General features: G+C 43.7%; 15 protein-coding genes. 10 read left to right on the top strand and 5 right to left on the bottom strand.

Annotation, left to right across the window (positions count from 1 at the left end):
• The first annotated feature begins 30 nt into the window (after window positions 1-30).
• Complete coding sequence (locus ACFQZS_RS02250) at window positions 31-2328, top strand: TonB-dependent receptor (protein WP_377096888.1); 2298 nt, start codon at window positions 31-33, stop codon at window positions 2326-2328.
• Between the two features lie 167 nt (window positions 2329-2495).
• A complete protein-coding gene (locus ACFQZS_RS02245; protein WP_377096887.1) occupies window positions 2496-4268 on the top strand; it encodes an SMP-30/gluconolactonase/LRE family protein in 1773 nt (590 codons plus the stop codon).
• A gap of 187 nt (window positions 4269-4455) precedes the next feature.
• On the opposite strand, the gene ACFQZS_RS02240 is transcribed toward ACFQZS_RS02245, so the two are convergent.
• A complete protein-coding gene (locus tag ACFQZS_RS02240; protein WP_377096886.1) occupies window positions 4456-4665 on the bottom strand; it encodes a hypothetical protein in 210 nt (69 codons plus the stop codon).
• 379 nt (window positions 4666-5044) lie between these two features.
• Between ACFQZS_RS02240 and ACFQZS_RS02235 the strand changes: the two genes are divergently transcribed.
• Together ACFQZS_RS02235 and ACFQZS_RS02230 are read left to right on the top strand one after the other, a co-directional pair.
• On the top strand, window positions 5045-5497 hold the full coding sequence (locus tag ACFQZS_RS02235; RefSeq protein WP_377096884.1) for a VOC family protein: 453 nt from the start codon (window positions 5045-5047) through the stop codon (window positions 5495-5497).
• Between the two features lie 196 nt (window positions 5498-5693).
• Window positions 5694-7082 carry a DUF3943 domain-containing protein gene (locus tag ACFQZS_RS02230; RefSeq protein ID WP_377096883.1) on the top strand — a complete coding sequence of 463 codons (1389 nt, stop codon included), beginning with the start codon at window positions 5694-5696 and terminating at the stop codon, window positions 7080-7082.
• Here ACFQZS_RS02230 and ACFQZS_RS02225 read toward each other — a convergent pair.
• The 4 genes from ACFQZS_RS02225 to ACFQZS_RS02210 form a co-directional block, all read right to left on the bottom strand.
• Window positions 7079-7693: a TMEM175 family protein gene (locus ACFQZS_RS02225; protein ID WP_377096881.1), complete on the bottom strand. Its 615-nt coding sequence runs from the start codon at window positions 7691-7693 to the stop codon at window positions 7079-7081. The two genes, ACFQZS_RS02230 and ACFQZS_RS02225, sit on opposite strands and share 4 nt — an antisense overlap.
• A 69-nt stretch (window positions 7694-7762) precedes the next feature.
• The gene (locus ACFQZS_RS02220) at window positions 7763-8560 is read right to left on the bottom strand and encodes an NIPSNAP family protein (RefSeq protein ID WP_377096879.1); all 798 of its coding nucleotides are present in this window, start codon (window positions 8558-8560) and stop codon (window positions 7763-7765) included.
• Between the two features lie 12 nt (window positions 8561-8572).
• Window positions 8573-9445 carry an ABC transporter permease gene (locus tag ACFQZS_RS02215; RefSeq protein ID WP_377096877.1) on the bottom strand — a complete coding sequence of 291 codons (873 nt, stop codon included), beginning with the start codon at window positions 9443-9445 and terminating at the stop codon, window positions 8573-8575.
• Window positions 9442-10416, bottom strand: coding sequence for an ABC transporter substrate-binding protein (locus ACFQZS_RS02210; RefSeq protein ID WP_377096875.1), 975 nt, complete (start codon window positions 10414-10416; stop codon window positions 9442-9444). The genes ACFQZS_RS02215 and ACFQZS_RS02210 overlap by 4 nt, the downstream gene beginning before the upstream one ends.
• 74 nt (window positions 10417-10490) lie before the next feature.
• On the opposite strand from ACFQZS_RS02210, the gene ACFQZS_RS02205 reads away from it, so the two are divergent.
• The 6 genes from ACFQZS_RS02205 (at window position 10491) to ACFQZS_RS02180 (ending at window position 21009) form a co-directional block, all read left to right on the top strand.
• Window positions 10491-11642: a methionine aminotransferase gene (locus tag ACFQZS_RS02205; RefSeq protein WP_377096873.1), complete on the top strand. Its 1152-nt coding sequence runs from the start codon at window positions 10491-10493 to the stop codon at window positions 11640-11642.
• A 25-nt stretch (window positions 11643-11667) separates the two neighbouring features.
• Window positions 11668-12450, top strand: a complete 783-nt coding sequence (locus tag ACFQZS_RS02200; protein ID WP_377096871.1) for an amidohydrolase — start codon at window positions 11668-11670, stop codon at window positions 12448-12450.
• Between the two features lie 26 nt (window positions 12451-12476).
• Entirely contained in the window at window positions 12477-15041 is a 2565-nt protein-coding gene (locus ACFQZS_RS02195; RefSeq protein ID WP_377096869.1) for a GH92 family glycosyl hydrolase, read from the top strand.
• Between the two features lie 5 nt (window positions 15042-15046).
• A complete protein-coding gene (locus ACFQZS_RS02190; protein WP_377096867.1) occupies window positions 15047-15385 on the top strand; it encodes a TfoX/Sxy family protein in 339 nt (112 codons plus the stop codon).
• Window positions 15386-15485: 100 nt separating this feature from the next.
• A complete protein-coding gene (locus tag ACFQZS_RS02185) occupies window positions 15486-17786 on the top strand; it encodes a penicillin-binding protein 1A (RefSeq protein WP_377096866.1) in 2301 nt (766 codons plus the stop codon).
• Window positions 17787-17859: 73 nt separating this feature from the next.
• Window positions 17860-21009: a tolB protein precursor gene (locus tag ACFQZS_RS02180; protein ID WP_377096864.1), complete on the top strand. Its 3150-nt coding sequence runs from the start codon at window positions 17860-17862 to the stop codon at window positions 21007-21009.
• Window positions 21010-21103 lie beyond the last annotated feature (94 nt).

Here is a 21103-nt window from a genome sequence, read left to right as displayed (position 1 = left end):
TTGTTAAAAATTCAGTTAAACATTCTTGTAATGAGATCAAGACTATTATTCAGCTTTTTAATAGCTGTAATATTTCCATATTATTTATTTGCCAATGCTGCCGGGTCGGTAAGCGGTACTATAACAGATGCCAAAACAGGCGTAAATTTGCCGGGCACTGTAATAACCATATCCCAACTACGCTTGAGTACTGTTGCCGACGCGAACGGTCAGTTTTCGTTTTCTTCGCTTCCATCAAAAGGGCGTTACGTTGTAGAAGCGCGTTATTCGGGTTATAAAACACAAGTTAAAACCATTGACCTTGCTACAGGCGGGGCCTTAAATTTTGCGTTAGAAGCAAGTATTGTTGAGATAAAAGAAGTAGTAATTACTGGCACGCCCATTACATCCAGCAATAAAAGCAACAGCACATCAGCAAGCAGTGTATCGCGCGAAGAACTGCTCGCACCATCAACCAATCTGATAGACGCTTTGGCACGCCAGGTACCAGGTATGGGCCAAATTACTACAGGTGGTGCCATTTCAAAACCTGTTATCCGTGGGTTGAGTTATAATCGTGTTGTTACGCTTACCAACGGCGTAAAACAACAGGGCCAGCAATGGGGTGATGAACATGGTATAGAAATAGACCAAAACCAGGCAGACCGTGTTGAAGTGCTTCGCGGTGCTGCGTCTCTGTTATACGGCTCAGACGCTATTGGCGGGGTTATTAATGTGCTCGATCCATTGGTACCATCTCCCGGAAAAATAAAAGGCGAGCTTTTGAGCAGCTATGCCACCAACAACGGGCTTACTAATACATCATTAATGCTAAGTGGTAACAGCAATGGCTTTGTATGGCGCGGCAGAGGCTCCTACCAAAACGCGGGCGATTTTAAAACCCCTGCCGGTTATTACATTAACAGCGGGTTTAATAATACCAGTTTAAGCGGTATGCTTGGCCTTAATAAGGAATGGGGATACTCTCACCTTAATTTCTCGTACTTTAAAAATAACATAGGTTTTAACGACGCAGAACCCGGCGACGAATTATATACAGATAAAGCTGCCGGCAGAAAGCTTGATTATCCGCGGCAGGATATCCGCCATTATAAACTGGCGCTGAACAACAATTTTATTATTGGCAATAATACCTTAAAGCTTGATCTGGGTTATCAAAAAAACCAGCGGCGAGAACTGGAAAGCCCCAACCCGGCCCTGTTTTTTGACTTGAATACCTTCTCTGCGGATGCCAAATACTATTTAGGAGAAGCTAATGGCTGGCAGCCCATAATAGGCTTAAGCGCATCAAATGAAAGCAGCGCGAACAAAGGCTATGAATTCCTGATCCCCGAATATGACCAAACCTCTGTTGGAACATTCGCCTACATCAAAAAATCATGGGATAAAAACACCTTTAATGCAGGCCTGCGCTATGATTATATAAATAACGACGGGAAACAATTGTTTGTTAACGGCACAGAACAGTTTGCCGGATTTAAAAACAGGTTTAGTAACGTAAGCGGTGCCGCCGGCTATACCCATTCCTTTAGCGATGGGCTTACTTTTAAAGCCAATGCCGGTTCGGCCTTTCGTGCACCTAACCCTGCTGAATTAGGCTCAAATGGTGCCCACGAAGGCACCGTGCGTTACGAGATAGGCAATCCGAACCTGAAACCCGAACGTAGTTATCAGGCCGATGCGACACTTGATTTTGATGCCGATATATTCTCCGGAAGTTTTGGCGTATATGAGAACTATATTAATAATTACATCTACGCTTCTGCCAAAGCAGGAGAACAAATAACAGAAATTGACGCAGACGGCAACCCGCAAAATTTTGATGTGTACCGTTACGGGCAGGTAAATGCAAATCTTTACGGTTTAGAAGGAAGCCTTAACCTGCATCCTGCCGAGTTTATTCATTTTGATAATACATTTTCCTACACTCACGCTCAAAACAAAACGTTTGATCGCCCGCTGGCGCTTATACCCGCCGGGGTTATTCATAATACACTGCGTTTTGAGCCAAAAGTAAACGGACTTAAAAACCTCTATATCTCGTTAGGAGTAGATAACTTTTTCAGTCAGAACCGTATAGACCCAACTTTTGAAACACCGGCAGGTAGTTATACTTTGTTAAATGCCGGCGTAGGTGCCACATTTAACATGGGCAAACAAGCAGTAAAGTTGGCGATATCAGGCAATAACCTGACTGATAGACGCTACTACGACGCGCTTAATCGCCTGCGCCCGGGGCGTCTGGCTTTAACAGACCCAAGCTTTGGGGTTTACAATCCGGGGCGAAATGTTACTTTTAGCTTATACCTTCCGCTTAATATCAATTAGATCAATCCATAATTTATTATCCTTCTTCCGAAAGGGAGAAGGATTTTTTTTGCCTTTAAATTCGATAACGCAAAAAGCACCTCATCAAAAACATAGTGCTTTTACAGGCCGGGTGTGTGCCTTATTAATTTATATATTTGATAACCAATTGTATAAATCAATAAAAAATGAACACATCAAAATTGATAAAAGCTGTTGCTTTTGTTTCTTGTTTTGCTTTGCAAACCACTTTCGCGCAGGCACCCGCAGAAAAATACCCTGTTGATTCTGCTTCGGTAGTACATGCCGGTGTGCCGCAGGGCGAACTGATACAGCTGCCTTTTACAGATTCTAAGATCTTCCCCGGAACAACACGCACGGTTACCATTTATGTGCCGGCACAATATGATGGCAAAAAGCCTGTCTGCTTATATATCAATCAGGATGCCGTTCAGTTTAAGGCCCCTACCGTTTTTGACAACCTGATAAACAGTAAAGAAATGCCTGTTACTATTGGCGTTTTTGTAACGCCGGGACAGGTTTTAGCCGAAAACCCACAAATCGCCAGTAACCGTAACAATCGTAGTTACGAGTATGACGGTTTAGGTGATAATTACTCAAAGTTTTTACTAACTGAGATTTTGCCCTTTGTTGAAAAACAAAAAACCAAGGACGGCCGTGCTATAATGGTATCTAAAAATGCCAACGACAGGGCAATTGGCGGGCAAAGCAGCGGTGCTATTGCGGGCTTTAATGTTGCATGGGAACATCCGGAATCTTTTTCGCGGGTGTTTAGCGCCATAAGCACATTTGTAGGTCTGCGTGGCGGCGAAAGATTTGCCACCCTGATAAGGAAATACGAGCCGCGACCTATAAGGGTATTTTTGCAGGATGGCACCAATGACCTTAACAACTACGCGGGTGACTGGTGGATAACCGCGCAAATGATGGAGCGGGCATTTAAGTTCGCGGGATATGAGGTGGAACACTCATGGGGCGAAGGTGCCCATAACAGCACGCATGCCACAGCCATTTTCCCTCAAGCTATGCGCTTTTTATGGAAAGACTATCCGGCTCCGGTTAAAAACGCCGTTTCAAAAAATGCATATACCAGTAAAATCCTTCTTCCTAATGAAGGTTGGGAACTGGTTGGCGAAGGATATGGCTTTAGCGAGGGAACCGCTACAAACGCCGCGGGCGAAGTTTTCTTTCAGGATATCCCTAACTCAAAAACATATAAAGTTGATCTGAACGGCAAGCTTACCCAGTTAAATATCGACGCGAAAAAAGCCAGCGGAACTGCTTTCGGGCCTGATGGTAAGCGCTACACTATGGCGGATGCAACCAATCAGATTATAAGCTATGATGCCAACAACAAAGCAACCATTGTTGCCAGCGGCATAATTAATGGTAATGACCTTACTATAGGCAACAATGGAAACATCTATGTTACCGCTCCCAACGGCGTTGATAAACCCAGCAAAATTTACCTGGTAAAACCAAACGGCCAAAAGCAGGTGGTTGATGAAGGCCTTAAGTTTGCCAACGGTTTAGCTTTAAGCGTAGACCAAACCCTATTGTACGTGTGCGAATCAGCAACGCACTGGGTTTATGTTTATAAAATTAAGGCCGATGGAACACTTACCAATAAACAACGCCTGGGCTGGCTGCATGTTCCGGATGATGCTGATAACGCGTGGTCCGATGGTGCTAAATTTGACGCTAATGGCCGCATGTGGGTAACAACCCGTATGGGTATTCAGGTGCTTGACGAACAAAGCCGCGTGATAAGCATTATCCCTACTCCCGGCAAAGGTAACCCTTCTAACCTTTGCTTTGGAGGGCCAAACTTTGATATAATGTATGTTACTATAAATGATAAGGTATATCGCCGTAAGGTGGGTGTTAAAGGCGTAAAACCTTTTGAAAAACCTTTCAAGCCGGAGATACAAAGGATCTAAGAACCCCCTCCGCCCCCTAAAGGGGGAACTTTCTTTGTAGTTCAAAAAGGTTCCCCCTTTAGGGGGCTAGGGGGCAAATAAAAAGGCAGCCTCACATTTTGCGAGGCTGCCTTTTTTATTGCGGAATATTGATGATAAACAATGCTGCGATACCGATATCGTAACATTAAAATGCCATCGTAAAATATTACTTCTTCTCGTTAGCAAACGGAAGGCTTGAGATATACATCACAATGCCTACACCAAAAACAATGAAACCACCGTAGGTAGCCATAGCCGAGGCGTGGATACCACTTTCAGAATCTGCAGGGTTTAATGAATGCGGGGGCGTTAAAAAGAAACATCCGGCAATTATAGCTAACCCAACTAATGCAATAACAAGTCCTAAATTTTTCATGTATTATCTACTATTGTGCGGCAAATATATAAAATTGAATTTTCATTTACACTTTTCGCATTTGTTTTATATCAACATTTCAACATTTGCTATACGATAGCAACGATAACGACATAATTATTAAGGTGGGGTGGCTCAGGTCGAGTGTGAGCCCCTGTGAACCCCGTGAGCCCCTGTGAACCCCGTGAGCCCCTGTGAACCCCGTGAGCCCCTGTGAGCCCCCGTGAGCCCCCCTCCCCACACCCTTATTAACCACCGATATTATGGCCCAGCATCCCCCGTATATTGTCTTGCATACCCCCTTCCCGCTAAAAACACTCCGCCTATCTTTACATTAACAATAGCAATCTATTTTACTAAATATCAGGAGGAAAAAATCATGCAAAAAATAACACCGTTCTTGTGGTTTGATAACAATGCCGAAGAAGCTATGAACTTTTACGTATCTGTTTTTAAGGATGCAAGCATAAGCAACGTACACAAAATGGGCGACAAAGTGCTTACCGCATCGTTTACAATTAACGGGCAGGAATTTATGGTACTTAACGGCGGTCCACTGTTTAAATTTAACGAGTCGGTATCGTTTTTTGTAAACTGTGCAAATCAGGCCGAGGTTGATTACTTATGGGAAAAACTAACCGCTGATGGCGGGCAGGAAAGCCAATGCGGTTGGTTAAAAGACAAGTTTGGCCTTTCCTGGCAAATTGTGCCGCAAATGCTTGGCTCTACCCTGTGGGGGCCAGATAAAGAAGGTTCGCAACGTGCCATGCAGGCCATGATGCAAATGGGTAAACTGGATGTTGCCAGGTTACAAGCTGCCTATAATGGTTAATCTTTTAATGTTTGCACAGCAAAAAATTAATACTATGCAAACATTTTAATAATTTTCTGCTTTATAAAGGCGTCACCGACGGATGTTTGAATGGATGTCAGGCTCCTCTTTTAGCTGGTGCGTTACGTCTATGAAGAAACTTCAACCTTTTTCCCTGAGACCCCTCATTGTAAAGTTATTTATTGCATTTTCTTTCATGATACTGACTTCAGATGCCTTCGCACAGGTTATACCCGTTTTAGAGGTACCTGCAGTGGTTGATTCGGTAAAGCGGAAAAGACCTCCGGTAGAACCTCCGCGTGAGAAACATTTTGGCCGGGCGGCTTTGCAATTGGGCACCTCATTGTTAGCCCCCTTTATATACGACAAATGGGTGGTAAACAAAGATTACGCGGACATTAACCTGTCAACCATGGGGCGCAACCTTAAGCCTAGCGCCTGGGAGTGGGACAGAGATCCCTTTCAAACCAACCAGTTTGGCCACCCCTACCACGGCAGCTTATATTTTAATTCATTCAGAGCAAACGGCTATAACTTTTGGGAATCAATACCCGGTACGGTAGCCGGTACCTTAACCTGGGAATTATTGGCCGAAACGGAACGCCCATCTATCAACGATGCGGTAAATACCACTTACGGCGGTATAGTGTTAGGTGAGATGACCTACCGCCTTTCTAACATGATAGTAAACAATCGTGGCAGGGGTTTTAAGCGCAATGCCAGCGAGGTACTGGCATTTGTGGTAAGCCCCATGAATGGCTTTAACCGTATACTAACCGGCAAATGGGGCAAATCAACCCGTAATACAATTGAACGCGACTCATCAAAAGTACTGGCAGAATTTGACCTGGGCGTTCGCCGTTACAACGCCGATAACCGGGGCCGGTTTGGCTGGTACGGGCATATGAAATTTCTGTATGGCACACCCTATCAGGGTTATCGTACACCATTTAGCAATATAGTGGTAAACATTGAAGGCGGTAAGGACGACAGTTCAATGGTTAACCTGCTAAGTGTATATGGGTCGCTGGCCGGTTGGCGTATAAAGTCTAACAAACAGATCAATCACGTTGCTGTTCTGTCGGCAAACTATGACTATATAAACAACCAGGCTTTCTTTTATGGCGGGCAGAGTGTAAAGATCAACCTGATCTCTGAATTTACCTTGCCGAAGAAATTCAAGTTAACTACTAATCTTGGGGCAGGGCCTATCCTGCTGGGTGCAGTACCCGATGATCATATTTTTAATAAGCGCAATTATGATTACGGAATGGGGTTTGCTGTAAACGGTGGTGGCACCATTGCATTGTCTGATAAGATATGTTACGGGATACACTATAACGGGGGCTATTTAAATACCGTTAATGGTAATCCTTCGCATTATTATCTGCATACCGTGTCTAACGAACTAGATGTCACCCTTGTTAAAAAACTTTCTCTTGTAGCGGAGTCTGGTTACTTTACTTTACAGGGAAATTATAAGGCTTTTCCTGATGTAACTAAAAATTACCCTTATGTTAGATTATCGGCGCGTTATACGGTTAACTTTAACAATGCCGACAGGTACAAATTCCAGCCTCGCTAATTTTTCTGTTGTTCATCAGACATCTTTGTTTCTATCCGTCTATCAGGGATAAACCAGATACACGCCACGGTAATGTATAACGCGAAGGTTATATAGGTATTAACGAAGGCGAGGGCAATAGCCAGGATATAACAGCCAAGAGAGATTTTGCCCTTCCAATCGCGCCCGAACGCGTCGGCTAACAGTGAGTTTTTTCCTTCGTGTTTAAGCAGTACTATAACCAAAATGGTGTAGGATATGGAGTTCATTAACAGCACTATGCCATAAAAAACTACCGGCCATATTTCTGCAAACAAAGTTTCACCCATCCATGCGGTAACAAAGGGTATCATAGACAGCCAAAACAAAAAATGCATATTGGCCCAAAGCACAGCTCCATTTATAGACCGCACCGCGTGCAGCATATGGTGGTGATTGTTCCAGTAGATGCCTACATACACAAAACTTATAATATAGCTTATAAAAACAGGCAGAACAGGTTTTAGATCTGACAGATGATGACCGTGCGGCACTTTTAACTCCAGCACCATTATAGTGATAATGATAGCAATAACACCGTCGCTGAACGCTTCCAAACGGTTCTTGCTCATATTGACCTTAACGGACTTCATGTGATTCAGGTAGGGGGATTTTTATATTGCTGCTGCGGTAACTGTACCACAGCAGCAAATATATATGTTTTAGTAGTCTGAATATTCAGTTGGATACAAATACACACGTTCGTTTTTTGATACGTTGCCTTTGTACTGCGGATCTTTGCTCAATGCAGAAAACTGCGGATCGCTCATAAACAACTTCCATTTATCAGTATTCTCCTGCTGATTGTTAAAGGTGGTCATGTACATCAGGTTAGGCATTTTGCTTCCGGCTATAACCGCGCCGTAAAATACAGCGTTAAAATCAAGCTTTTTGAAAATGCCCATCTCATCGCCTACGTTAAACATTTTTAACTTGTTGGCGTGCAATGCTTCTGTCGCACCTTCGTAGCTGCGCAGCTCGTATACACGTTGCGCTTTAGGGCCTTTTAAATTAGGTACCGCAGGCTCCGGTGCTCCCGTCATAGCGCGTAAAATGATGGTTTCAATGCGGGTATAGGTTGCGGTAGGTGCTGTAGCTTCCAGGTAATCTTTACCAGCCTCCAGATATTGTTTATCGTTTATTAGTTTTTGGTCAGTTGTTTCTAACTCCTCAAAAGTTTTGTAAGGTGCAAAAACATAGATCTTCTTGTCAAGCGTATCTGGTGTAATAACCTTAAAAACACCTACATTTTTAACGCCTGCTTTGTGCATGGCAGGTAAATAAGCGTTTTTGAAGTAGGCATCCAGCCTATCCTCCTGCGCTTTGGTTTTAAAGTGATATACCTTTATTTTATAATAATATTGAGTTGCTGCCTGAACGCGTATGCCGGAGAATACGCAGGTTACAAATACAAATAAAGCAAGGCAAGCCATTGGGCAGGCTTTGTAAAACATTTTCATTTTTTATCGGGTTTATAATTGTTTACTAAAAAAATTCAATCGTGGCAGAATTACTATTGCCAAAACAAATAAGGCGGTTACTAATTTAAGCAAGTTGGCATCAACACCAATGTCCAATGTAAATGCCAGCACCAATTGAAATATTACAGCTCCTGCCAGCACCAACGCTAAACTTAACCAAACCGAGGTTATTTGCAACCAGCCTATCAGCGTTTCGGCAATAATAACAGAACCAAGGCCTATAATTACAATACCTATCCCCATGTTGATATCTGCAAAGCCCTGCAGCTGGCTCATTAAATAACCACTTACTGCTGTAAGCGCGTTAGCCAGGGCCAGGCCTATAATCTTCATTTTATCGGTATTAACGCCGAGGGCGCGGATCATAGTTTCGCTGTCGCCTGTTGCCCGCATTGCCAAACCAAAATCAGTTTTAAGCAGGTATCCAATAAGAACAGTAATGGTTAGCACAAATAACGACAATATCCAAAATGTATTAACGTCGGCATTGTTACTAATTAATAAGATAGTAAATATAGATGGCGTATTAATAAGCGGCAGATCAGACCTGCCCATTATTTCCAGGTTAACAGAAAACAGCCCGTACATTACCAAAATGCCGGCCAGCAAGGCATTTATTTTAAACCGGGTATGTATAAAGCCAGTTATTGCACCTGCTGCCGCGCCTGCCAAAAGCACAGCAGGCAATATTAAGCCAAAGGGCAGTTTATGGGTAAGCATTACTGCTGTAACCGCTCCGCCAAGGGTATAGCTTCCGTCGGTAGTTATATCAGGTATCTTAAATATCTTCATAGATATAAAAATACCCAACGCTACCCCTGCAAAACACAGGCCTTGCAATAGCGCTGTTAAGTAGAAACTCATTTTACCGCCTCAAAGTTAGCAGGTATAACCAGATTGTATTTCTTAGCAGCATCTGCATTGTAAACCCGCTTGCGCACTTTAACCATTTCGAATTGCAAGCCATCGGTTTTCTTGCCTGCTTTTAAAAATTGCGCTGCCTGCAAGCCCGCCTGGTAACCCCATTGATAAATATCGGCACCAAAAGCTGCTACTGCACCGCGTTGCACCAATCCGGCTTCGCTGGTAAAAATGGGCACATTGGCTGCGTTGCAGTTTTTAAGGATAGTTTCGAAAGAAGCGAACACCGTGTTATCGGGGTTAGCAAAAAAAGCGTCGATGTTTTTACCTAACAAAGATTTGGTAACCAGTTGGGCATCTGCCGATGTATTTACCGGCAATGCTATAAATGTTATACCAGCAGCAGCAGACAGTTCTTTTATATGTTGCATAGCATCAGCGGATTGCGGCTCGGCCTGGTTATAGATCATGCCGATAATAAGCTTTTTACCTTTAGGCTTAATTAGCTGCGGAATGATGCTAAACGATGTATCTATGTAATTAAGATCTTCCATGGTACCCAACAAATTTGCCGGGGCTTTTCCACTGGCATCCAACACTTTCATTAACTCTGGCGTTGGCGAAACCATCCCAAAAATGGGGATAGTTTTGGTTTTTTGCACAGATGTAAGAGTGGATAGTGTGTTGCAGGTGGCCAGCAGGTCAACCGGTTCTGAAACAAAATAATTAACTATCTGCGTTAAGGTAGGCAGGCTACCCTGCGCGTTTCTGTATTCAATTTTTATTGTTTTGTCAGCCTCACTAAAGCCGTTCTTTTTAAGCGCGTCTGTAAAGCCTGTGCGGGCTTGTGCTAAGGTGGCATCTTCCAGGTAATCAACAAAGCCAACAACAGGAATATCACTCTTTTTTGCAGGGCCGCAAGAACTTATAACAAGGGCGAAAAAAACAACAGGCAGGTAGCTTTTCATCTTCATGCTACTAAGTTAAATAAATTGAAGAGAATGCAAAAAACGCCAACGCTGGTCGTTTTTTATTACTTTAGCGTTACATGACTACCATAACATCTAAGTTACCATCTGTTGGTACTACCATTTTTACTACCATGTCTGCCCTGGCTACCGAGTTGGGAGCGATCAATCTTTCGCAGGGATTTCCTGATTATGAATGCTCGCCTGAACTGATAGAACTGGTAAACCAGGCCATGAAAGATGGCCATAACCAATATGCGCCCATGGGTGGGGTTATGAAGTTGCGTGAACAGATCGCTAGAAAAACAGAACGGCTATACGGTGCGAAATACGACCCCGTATCAGAGATAACCGTAACGGCTGGTGGAACACAAGCCATCTTTACAGCTATTTGCACAGTTGTAAATCCTAACGATGAGGTTATAATATTTGAGCCTGCCTTTGATTGTTACGCCCCTGCCATTAAGCTGATGGGCGGCGTGGTAAAATCAATGGAGCTGCGGCCACCTGATTATCGAATTGATTGGGGAATGGTAAAAAAGCTGGTGAGTAACCGAACCAAGCTGATCATTATAAATTCGCCGCATAACCCTACCGCTACCATTCTGCATCAGGAAGATATTGACCAGCTTACCGCATTGGTAAGGGGCCGCGACATATATATTTTAAGCGACGAGGTTTATGAGCATTTGATATATGACGGAGCAACCCACCACAGCATGGCCCGTTATCCTGAACTGGCGCAGCGTAGCTTTGTAGTGGCATCCTTTGGTAAACTATTTCATGCTACGGGGTGGAAAGTTGGATATTGCCTTGCTCCTGCCTATTTAACGGCCGAGTTTAGAAAGATCCACCAATACATTGTATTCAGCGTAAACTCTGCGGTGCAAACCGGAATGGCTAATTACCTGGAAGATGAAAATGTATACTTAAGTCTTCCTTCCTTCTTTCAACAAAAACGGGATCATTTCGTAAAAGGGCTATCGCAAACTAAATTTGAGCTGCTTCCATCCTATGGTTCTTATTTTCAGCTGGCAAAATATGGCCACTTAAGTAATGAATCGGACGTCGATTTTTCTTTACGAATGACCAGGGAGGCAGGCGTGGCCTGCATACCTACATCCGTGTTTTATACACAGGGAACAGACCATCGCATAATTCGGTTTTGCTTTGCTAAAAAACAAGAAACATTAGACAATGCCGTTAATAGATTGATTGATTTTAAACTTTAGGAGTGAAAACAGTGGGGACAACACTATGGAAAATTTAAAGATCACAACATTTCAGGGCTACCTTTTTTGGGAAAACATTGATAAAAACCTGCAAAATATAGGCTTGCGCCTATCAGGCGGTATTCGCGAAAAAACGGACCTCATCATTTTGCCTGAAATGTTTAATACAGGGTTTTCTATGAATGCGGCCCAACTTGCTGAACCCATGGGCGGTAAAACCATGGATTGGATGCATCAAACCGCTATAAAACATAATTGCGAAATAACCGGCAGTTTGATTATAAAAGAGAGCGGCAAATATTATAACCGCTTGATATGGATGCGCCCGGATGGTACCTATCAACATTATGATAAGAAACATCTTTTTGCGATGGGTAAAGAGCACGAAACTTACACGCCCGGCAAAAAAAGAATAATGGTTGAGTTAAAAGGCTGGAAAATTTGCCCGGCAATTTGCTATGATCTACGCTTTCCGGTATGGCTTAGAAATACCGGCGAGCTGTACGATTTGTTACTAATAGTTGCCAACTGGCCCGAAAAACGGGCTGCCCATTGGCGCGCGCTGCTTTTAGCAAGGGCCATTGAGAATCAGGCTTACGTTATTGGCCTAAACCGCGTTGGGCACGATGGTAATGAGGTTTATCATTCGGGCGATTCCACCTGTCATGACCCTTACGGAAACGTGGTATACTATAAACGTGATGAGGAAGATGTTTACACCTTCTCTATCATTGCCGACGAGGTGGCTAAAACCCGCTCGGCTATGCCTTTTTTAAATGACGCTGACGATTTTGCCATAAAATCCTAATTTCACAGTAATAATATTTGCATCACATGAGATCGTTTTGTACCGCCCTGTTTACCGCGTTTGTATTAACCTCTACCCTGTCGGCATCGGCGCAAAAAAAACAGGACTATACAAAATATGTTGACCCGTTTATTGGAACGGGGGCGCACGGGCACACCTATCCGGGTGCAGTACGCCCTTTTGGCATGATGCAGTTGAGCCCTGATACGCGGCTAACCGGCTGGGATGGTTGTTCGGGTTATCATTATACTGATACCGTGGTTTATGGCTTTTCGCACACGCATTTAAGCGGTACGGGCATTGCAGATTACTGCGATGTTTTATTTATGCCAACCACCGGGCAGCCCCAGTTTAAAAACACCCAATACAGCTCAGCATTTCAAAAAAAGAATGAGGAAGCTTCACCGGGTTACTATAAAACCCATTTAGATAAGTACGATATTGATGTCGAATTGACGGCTACCACACGAGTAGGCGTACATAAATATGATTTCCCCACCACCAAACAAGCCAATATTATTATAGACCTGCAACACCGCGACCAGGTTTTAAACGCCTGGATAGAGGTAATAAACGACCACGAGATAAGGGGCCTGCGGCAATCCAAAAGCTGGGCTAAAGATCAGTATGTATATTTCTACGCCAAGTTTTCTAAACCGTTTAAAACGTATGGAATAGCTGTAAATGACGAGGTAAAAGACGGACTTAAAAAAGCAGAAGGAAAGAACATCAAATTGTTCATTCAGTTTGATAACCCCGGCGAGGTGTTAAGCAAAGTGGGAATATCATCTGTAAGCGCCGAGGGAGCCTTAAAGAACCTTGACGCCGAATTACCCGATTTTGATTTTAAGCGCGTAGAAAAAGCGGCAAAAGCTGCGTGGAATGTTGAGCTGTCAAAAATTGAGGTAGAGGGCGGTGCTCCGCCTGCCAATCAGCGCACAGTACCAATGGGCATGCCTAATCCGGATGCTGCAAAAAATCCGAAAGATAAAAACAAAAAAACGCCACCTCCGCCGGATCCTGCTAAAATAAAGCCGACCGTATTTTATACAGCTATGTATCATGCTATGCTGGCTCCTAATATTTATAATGATGTTGACGGGCAATACCGGGGATTGGACAACAGAATCCACTATGCGCAGGGTTTTAACTATTATACCGTATTCTCACTTTGGGATACCTACCGGGCAGCGCACCCATTGTTTACGCTGATTGACCGCAAACGCACCACCGATTTTATAAAAAGCTTTTTAGCTATTAACCAGCAAGGTGGTCAGTTGCCGGTATGGCCCCTGGGTTCAGACGAGACCTATTGCATGATAGGTAACCACTCTATACCCGTTATTGTGGATGCATACGCCAAAGGTATAAGGGATTTTGATGCTAAGGAAGCTTTTGCAGCAATGAAGGCAACGGTCAACCGGGATCATTTCGGGTTAGGTTCGTATGTTAAGAATGGGTTGGTTGCTAACGAGGAAAAGGAAAACGTATCAAAAACATTAGAGTACGCTTATGATGATTGGTGCGTTGCGCAAATGGCTAAAATGCTGGGCGAACAAAAGGACTATGAAACCTACATTCAGCGTGCGCAGTACTGGAAAAATGTTTTTAACAACCAGAGCGGCTTTATGCAACCCCATGTTAACGGCGGATGGCTGGCCAATTTTGACCCCAATGAGGTTAATAATAAATACTATGTTGAAGGCAACGCGTGGCAATACGCGTTTTATGTTCCGCAGGATGTTGAGGGCTTGGTAAATTATATGGGCGGTGCAGATAAATTTGCAGCTAAATTAGATGAGCTATTTACTACTGATGCCAAGTTAACCGGCACCGTGCTGCCTGATCTGACAGGCCTTATAGGCATGTACGCACACGGTAACGAACCCAGCCATCATTTGGCTTACCTGTTTAATTTTACCAATACGCCCGATAAAACCCAGCTTTATCTTAACCGCATATTGAATGATTACTATACCAACAAACCCGATGGCCTTACGGGTAATGAAGATTGCGGACAAATGTCGGCATGGTATATTATGTCAAGCCTGGGCTTGTATAACATTGCGCCGGGCCAACAGCAGTACCAAATAGGTTTGCCGCAATTTGCCAAAGCTGTGGTGCATCTGGAAAATGGAAAAAAGCTGACTATACTAAACAGCGGCGCTGTTGTTAGTCGCGATAATATTTATCTTCAGGGTGTTAACCTCAACAAAAAATCGCACAACAAGCTGTATATCAATCATGATGATATAGCCAATGGCGGCGACCTTGAAATTTTTACAGGTAAGCTACCTAACCGTATGGCGATGCAGGATATGGAGCGGCCTACATCAAAGATAACTGATAATAAAATTGTACCCAATCCAACCCTAACATTATTACAAACCTTTGCGCCGCCTGCACAGGTAGCTATAAAAAGCAATGATATTGAAGCCAATACCATTTATTATACCACTGATGGTTCCGCTCCAACTACATCATCATCAGTTTACAGTAAGCCCTTACCATTAACAGCCGGAATGACGATAAAAGCCATCGCGGTAAGAAACGGTGTATCAAGTTTTGTAACAACCGCCACATTCAAATAGTCAAAATGCCGGCTGACGAGGATTTAACAAACAGAATAAGGGAAGCCCTGTTGAGCAAAGGCCTTACCGATGTTGAAGAGAAAAAAATGTTCAACGGCATCTGTTTTATGGTGAATGGAAAAATGTGCGTGTGCGCCAGTAACGATGAGATGCTTTGCCGCGTTGGCCCCTCCTATCTGGAAGCTTTGGAGATACACGGCATACGGGGAATGATACGCAACGGAAAGCCATTAAAGGACTATGTTTTTGTAAGCAAGGCGATATTGAATAACAACACAAATTTTAATTACTGGATAGATACTGCGCTTGCGTTTAATAAATTTGCAAAGGCGAGTAAAAAATAAAGCAAGAGCAGCGTTTTTGTAAAATTTATCGTCGCCTACGTCGTTCTATTGAATTATAATTGGCTTATGTTTTTGAGTCATAATTTTACATCTTTACCGAATGTTCAAACGCATACATAACAAGTACCTCAGGTATACGGTCATCTTTTTTTACTTTGTTATTCTCTTCTTTTGCGCCATTGAGCTTAACTTTTTATGGCTCTTTGGTTACTCACCTGATATGCAGGATATTAAACAACCGGAACTATCAGTCGGGTCGCAGGTGTACACGGCTGATGGCAAGTTGATTGGTCAGTATTATAAAGAAAACAGGTCGCCGGTTGAGTACAAGGATCTCTCTCCAAACTTGATAAACGCGCTTGTTACTACTGAAGATATAAGATTTTATAACCACAGCGGTGTAGATTTTTACTCGTTTGTTACCAGTATGCTCTCTACAGCAACCGGAGACAGGCGCGGAGGAAGTACTATTACGCAACAGTTGGCAAAAAATCTTTTCTCAACCCGCAAACGTAAATCGCAGGGCCTTGTAAAACACATCCCTGTATTGCGTACCGTTGTTTTTAAATTTAAAGAGTGGTTAACAGCATTTAAACTGGAGCATGTTTACAACAAAAACGAAATACTTACCCTTTACTTAAATACCGTACCGTTTGGCAATAACTCTTTCGGTATTAAAACCGCTACGCTTAAGTTTTTTAATAAAAATCCAAACGCGGTTGATCCAGCCGAGGCGGCAACGCTTGTGGGTATGTTAAAGGCCACCTCTACTTATAACCCTATCAACAATCCCGAAAAAGCCAAAGAACGCAGAAACGTTGTGCTGGGGCAAATGCAGAAGTATAACCATATAACTAAACAGGATTTTGACAGGTATAGCAAGCAACCCGTTAAGCTTAACTTAAGTTACGTTGAAAATTCATCGCATGGCGACTCTTACCTGCGCGAAGCCGTGGATCGTTACCTTAAAAAATGGTGCAAAGACAATGACTATGATCTGTACGAGGACGGCTTAAAAATATATACCACTATTGATTCGCGCTTGCAGGGATATGCAGAAGAGGCGGTTGCAGAAAAAATGAAAATGCTGCAGCGCCGCTTTGATAATGTTTGGGGTGATCAAAACCCGTGGCGCGACTCGAAAGGAAACGAAATAAAAGACTTTGTTTTAAAAGCCGAACAGCGCTTGCCTATTTATAAACTATTGCAGGCAAAGTACAAAGGCGACACTGTTCAGATAAAGCGCTATTTTGAAACGCCCAAACGCATGAAGGTATTTACCTGGAAAGGTGACCGGGACACTACTTTCTCAACTGTGGATTCTATAAAATATTACGCCCGCATTTTAAATACCGGGATGATGAGTATTGAGCCCAGCACCGGTAAGATAAAAGTTTGGGTGGGCGGCATTGATTTTAAGCACTTTAATTACGACCACGTAAACCAATCAAAACGCCAGGCAGGTTCAACATTTAAACCTTTTGCCTATTTAACCGCGTTGGATAACGGCTATACCCCCTGCGATAAGTTTACAGACCAACGCGTAAGCATTAAATACACCTACGGCGGACACGAAGAAGTTTGGGAACCCAACAATGCCGACTGGAACTTTACCGGTCGCGAAATGTCATTGCGTTGGGCTATGGGCAGGTCAGTGAACTCTATAACAGCGCAGGTTACAGAAAAGGTTGGCTGGGATAAGGTGGTAGAATACGCGCACAAAGTTGGTATTGAAAGTGAGCTTAAACCGGTGCCGTCGGTATCTTTAGGTTCAAATGATGTATCAGTTTACGAAATGGTACGTGCCTATAGCACCTTCTTAAATAAAGGGCAAAAAATTGACCCGCTTTTGGTAACTAAAATAACCGACCAGGACGGTAAGGTATTAAAAGAATTTGAGTTAAAAAGCGAACGGGCTATAAGCGAAGAAACAGCCTGGCTGATGCTATACATGTTCAGAGGTGGTATGGAAGAACCGGGTGGAACATCGCAGGCGCTTTGGGAATATAAGTTGTGGGATCATAACAACCAGATAGGCGGGAAAACAGGTACATCATCTGACTATGTTGACGGCTGGTACATGGGTATAACCAAAGACCTTGTTACCGGTGTGTGGGTGGGTGCTGATGACAGAAGCGTGCATTTCAATTCGTCCGAAACAGGCGAAGGTTCGCGCACGGCGTTACCCATTTTTGGTCGCTTTATGGAAAAAGTTTATGCCGATCCGAAATCGGGCTATGCGCCCGGGCCATTCCCTAAGCCGTGGGTAAAGATCAGCAAGCCTTATGATTGCCCATCGCCAAGGATACCGATAGACACTTTAGCTGTAGATAGCTTGATGGAAGTTCCTTTTGATACGCTGCAAACAGAACCCGCGCCGGCCCCTGCTGTTGCACCATAATTATGCCTTAACAAAATTTAACATTGTTTAATGGTGCATTTATTTAAATTAGCGCTTGCATAATATTAAGCTTATGGCAAAACCTTGCTTCCTTATCTCTAAAACAGCAAAATTCTCTGTTGTACTTGTCAGTATTGTATATATGTTGCTGGCCGGATTTGATGCAAAGGCCCAGTATTTTGGCCAAAATAAGGTTCGCTATAAAAAACTCAAGTTTCAGGTTTACAAAACGCCGCATTTTGAAATATACTATTACCTGAAAAATGATAGCCTTGTAAAACGAATGGCGCAGGAAAGTGAGCTTTGGTACACCCTGCATCAACAGGTTTTTAGAGATACTTTTAAGGTAGCCAACCCTATAATTTTATATGCTAATCACCCTGATTTTCAACAAACTACAGCCATTGACGGAGATATTGATGTAGGGACAGGCGGGGTTACCGAAGGATTAAAAAACCGGGTGGTAATGCCGATTATGGAGAATAACCATGTTACCCGTCACGTATTGGGGCATGAGCTGGTGCACGCCTTTCAATACCATATATTGATGGGGAAGGGCGACGAATTTGAAAATCTGGATAACGTACCCCTATGGATGGTGGAGGGTATGGCCGAATACCTGTCCATCGGTAAAAAAGATAGCTATACCGCTATGTGGATGCGGGATGCTTACCTGAACAATGATATCCCCACCATACGCGACCTTACCGAAAGCAGCAAATATTTCCCTTACCGCTATGGTGAGGCGTTCTGGTCGTTTATTGGGTCAACCTATGGCGATACGGTTATTGTGCCTTTCTTTAAAAACACAGCCCGCTTTGGGCTTCCTTATGCCATACGGCGCACGTTTGGGTATGATGATAAAACACTATCAGAGCTTTGGAAAAAATCAATAGAAGCCACTTATAAGCCATTTTTAACCGATACAGTACAGAAACCAATAGGCCATATTGTTATTAATGATAAAAACTCTGGCAAGATGAATTTGGCGCCTTCCATCAGTCCTGATGGTAAGTACATGGCCTTTTTATCAGAAAAGGGTCTGTTTTCTATTGACCTTTTCCTGGCAGATAACCGAACGGGGCGAATAATTACAAAGCTAACCAGCCGAACAACCAACACCCACGTTGATGAATTTAACTTCCTGGAGTCAGCCGGAACATGGTCGCCTGATGGTAAAAAGTTTGCCTTTAGTGTGTTTAGTAAGGGCCGTAACCGCATGTTGGTTGTTGAGGTACCAAGCGGCAAAGTACTGTATAATGTATCCATGGAAAAGGCGGAGCAGTTTGGCAACCTGTCGTGGTCGCCATTGGGTAACCAGATCGTGTTTCAGGGGATGTCTGAGGGACAAAGCGATCTGTACGTTTACAACTTCGATACAAAAAAAGTTACCCAGTTAACTAACGATAAATACTCAGATTATCAACCGGCTTTTTCTCGCGACGGTAAAAAGATCATATTTGCTTCAGACAGGACCACATATGATAAAACCCAGGCGCAGGCCATAACGTTTAACCTGGCTGTTTATGACATGGCTACCGGTGCCGTAACCAACCTGAACGTGTTTAACGGGGCCAATAATTTAAATCCGCAATATTCTTCGGATGGTTCGGGGATCTACTTCCTGTCTAACCGCGACGGTTTCCGTAACCTTTACCTTTATAACGTAGGCAGCGGGCAGGTAAAGCAAATGACAAACATGTTTACCGGCATCAGCGGGGTAACAGAGTTTTCGCCTGCATTAAGCATAGCTGCCAGCGGCGATGTGGCCTACTCCTACTATCGCGCGCAGAAATATAATTTATACAGCGCTAAAGAAGCTGATTTTACCGCTGTAGCGGCAGATCCGGCGCAAACAAACTTTGCGGCGGGTACATTACCTCCGCCACGCTCTGTTGGGGTCGACCTTATCAATAGCAACCTTAACAATTACCTGGCTTACCCCAGAATACCCGCAGATTCTGTTAAGACGATTAAATACCGCTCTAAATTTAAAATGGACTACCTGGCAGGCAGCGGTGTAGGCGTATCTGTAAGCTCATTCGGTAACACGGGCCTGTCCAGCGGTATACAAGGCGTTTTTAGTGATATCCTTGGCCGTAACCAGATCTATGCCGGCGTGGCCGTTAACGGCGAGTTATACGATTTTGGCGGACAGTTTATGTACATCAACCAGGAGAGTCGTTGGAACTGGGGCGCAGGCATATCACACATCCCCTACCGCTTTGCTACTTATAGCGCGGTAGCCACCAGTTATAATTTAAATAACAAACCAACGCCGGCAATTGAAGAGCGGTATGATATTGTGCGCACTTTTCAGGATCAGGTTTCTGTATTTACTGCCTATCCGTTCAACAAAGTTCATCGTATTGAATTTGGCGCGGCTGCTTCGCAGTACTATTACCGGGTTGACAGGTACAGCACTTACTACGACAAAGACAACTATTATTTAGGCTACGAAAAGCGTAATATCAGCACAAGCGAATATAATGCGGATCCGACCAACGGTGGCATTAACCTGCAAACCTTCAGGATTTTTCAGGCAAGCACGGCATTAGTGGGCGACAATTCATTTTTTGGTGTTGCAGCCCCGCTAAGCGGTTTCAGATACCGTGTAGAAGCAGCGTATAACATTGGCAGCTATAAGTTTTTCGCGCCGACGATAGATCTGCGTAAGTATTTAAGGGTAGCCCCGGTAACTTTTGCCATGCGTTTATACGGTTACGGCAGGTTTGGCAAAGCTGATGCCCTTTACCCATTGTTTTTAGGCTATCCTTTCCTGATGCGGGGATATGAATCGCAAACTTTTTATAACGGCAATGGCAGCGGGCAACCCAGCAACGGCTTCACTATAGACCAGCTTTCGGGTTCGCGTATTGCGTTGAGTAGTTTTGAGGTAAGATTACCGTTTACCGGCCCCGAGAAATTAGCACAAATAAAATCAAAGTTCCTGTTTTCTGACCTGAACCTGTTTTTTGATGCCGGTTTAGCGTGGAACCCCGGCAACCAGATAAAGCTTGGCCTTGCCCCCGACAGGCTGGCTGACGTAAACGGCTTACCCGTATACAATGCCAACCAGCGTGTGCCTGCCTTAAGTACGGGTGTATCATTAAGGGTTAACCTTTTTGGCTATTTTGTATTGGAGCCTTACTTCGCGCTGCCGCTTAACCGTACAGATGTAAAGAAACCTGTATTTGGCTTGGGCTTTACCCCGGGCTGGTAGTTGATTTTATGCATTTAATAGTGTAGCCGTATACAGGTATACAGCCTTTTACCGCTTATAAACTTATTTACATAAGAAAATGTAAGTCAGTTAC

Source organism: Mucilaginibacter calamicampi (assembly GCF_042676765.1).
GTDB lineage: Bacteria > Bacteroidota > Bacteroidia > Sphingobacteriales > Sphingobacteriaceae > Mucilaginibacter > Mucilaginibacter calamicampi.
The sequence above is the reverse complement of the archived record's forward strand: the minus strand, read 5'-3'. Positions and strand labels throughout refer to the sequence as shown.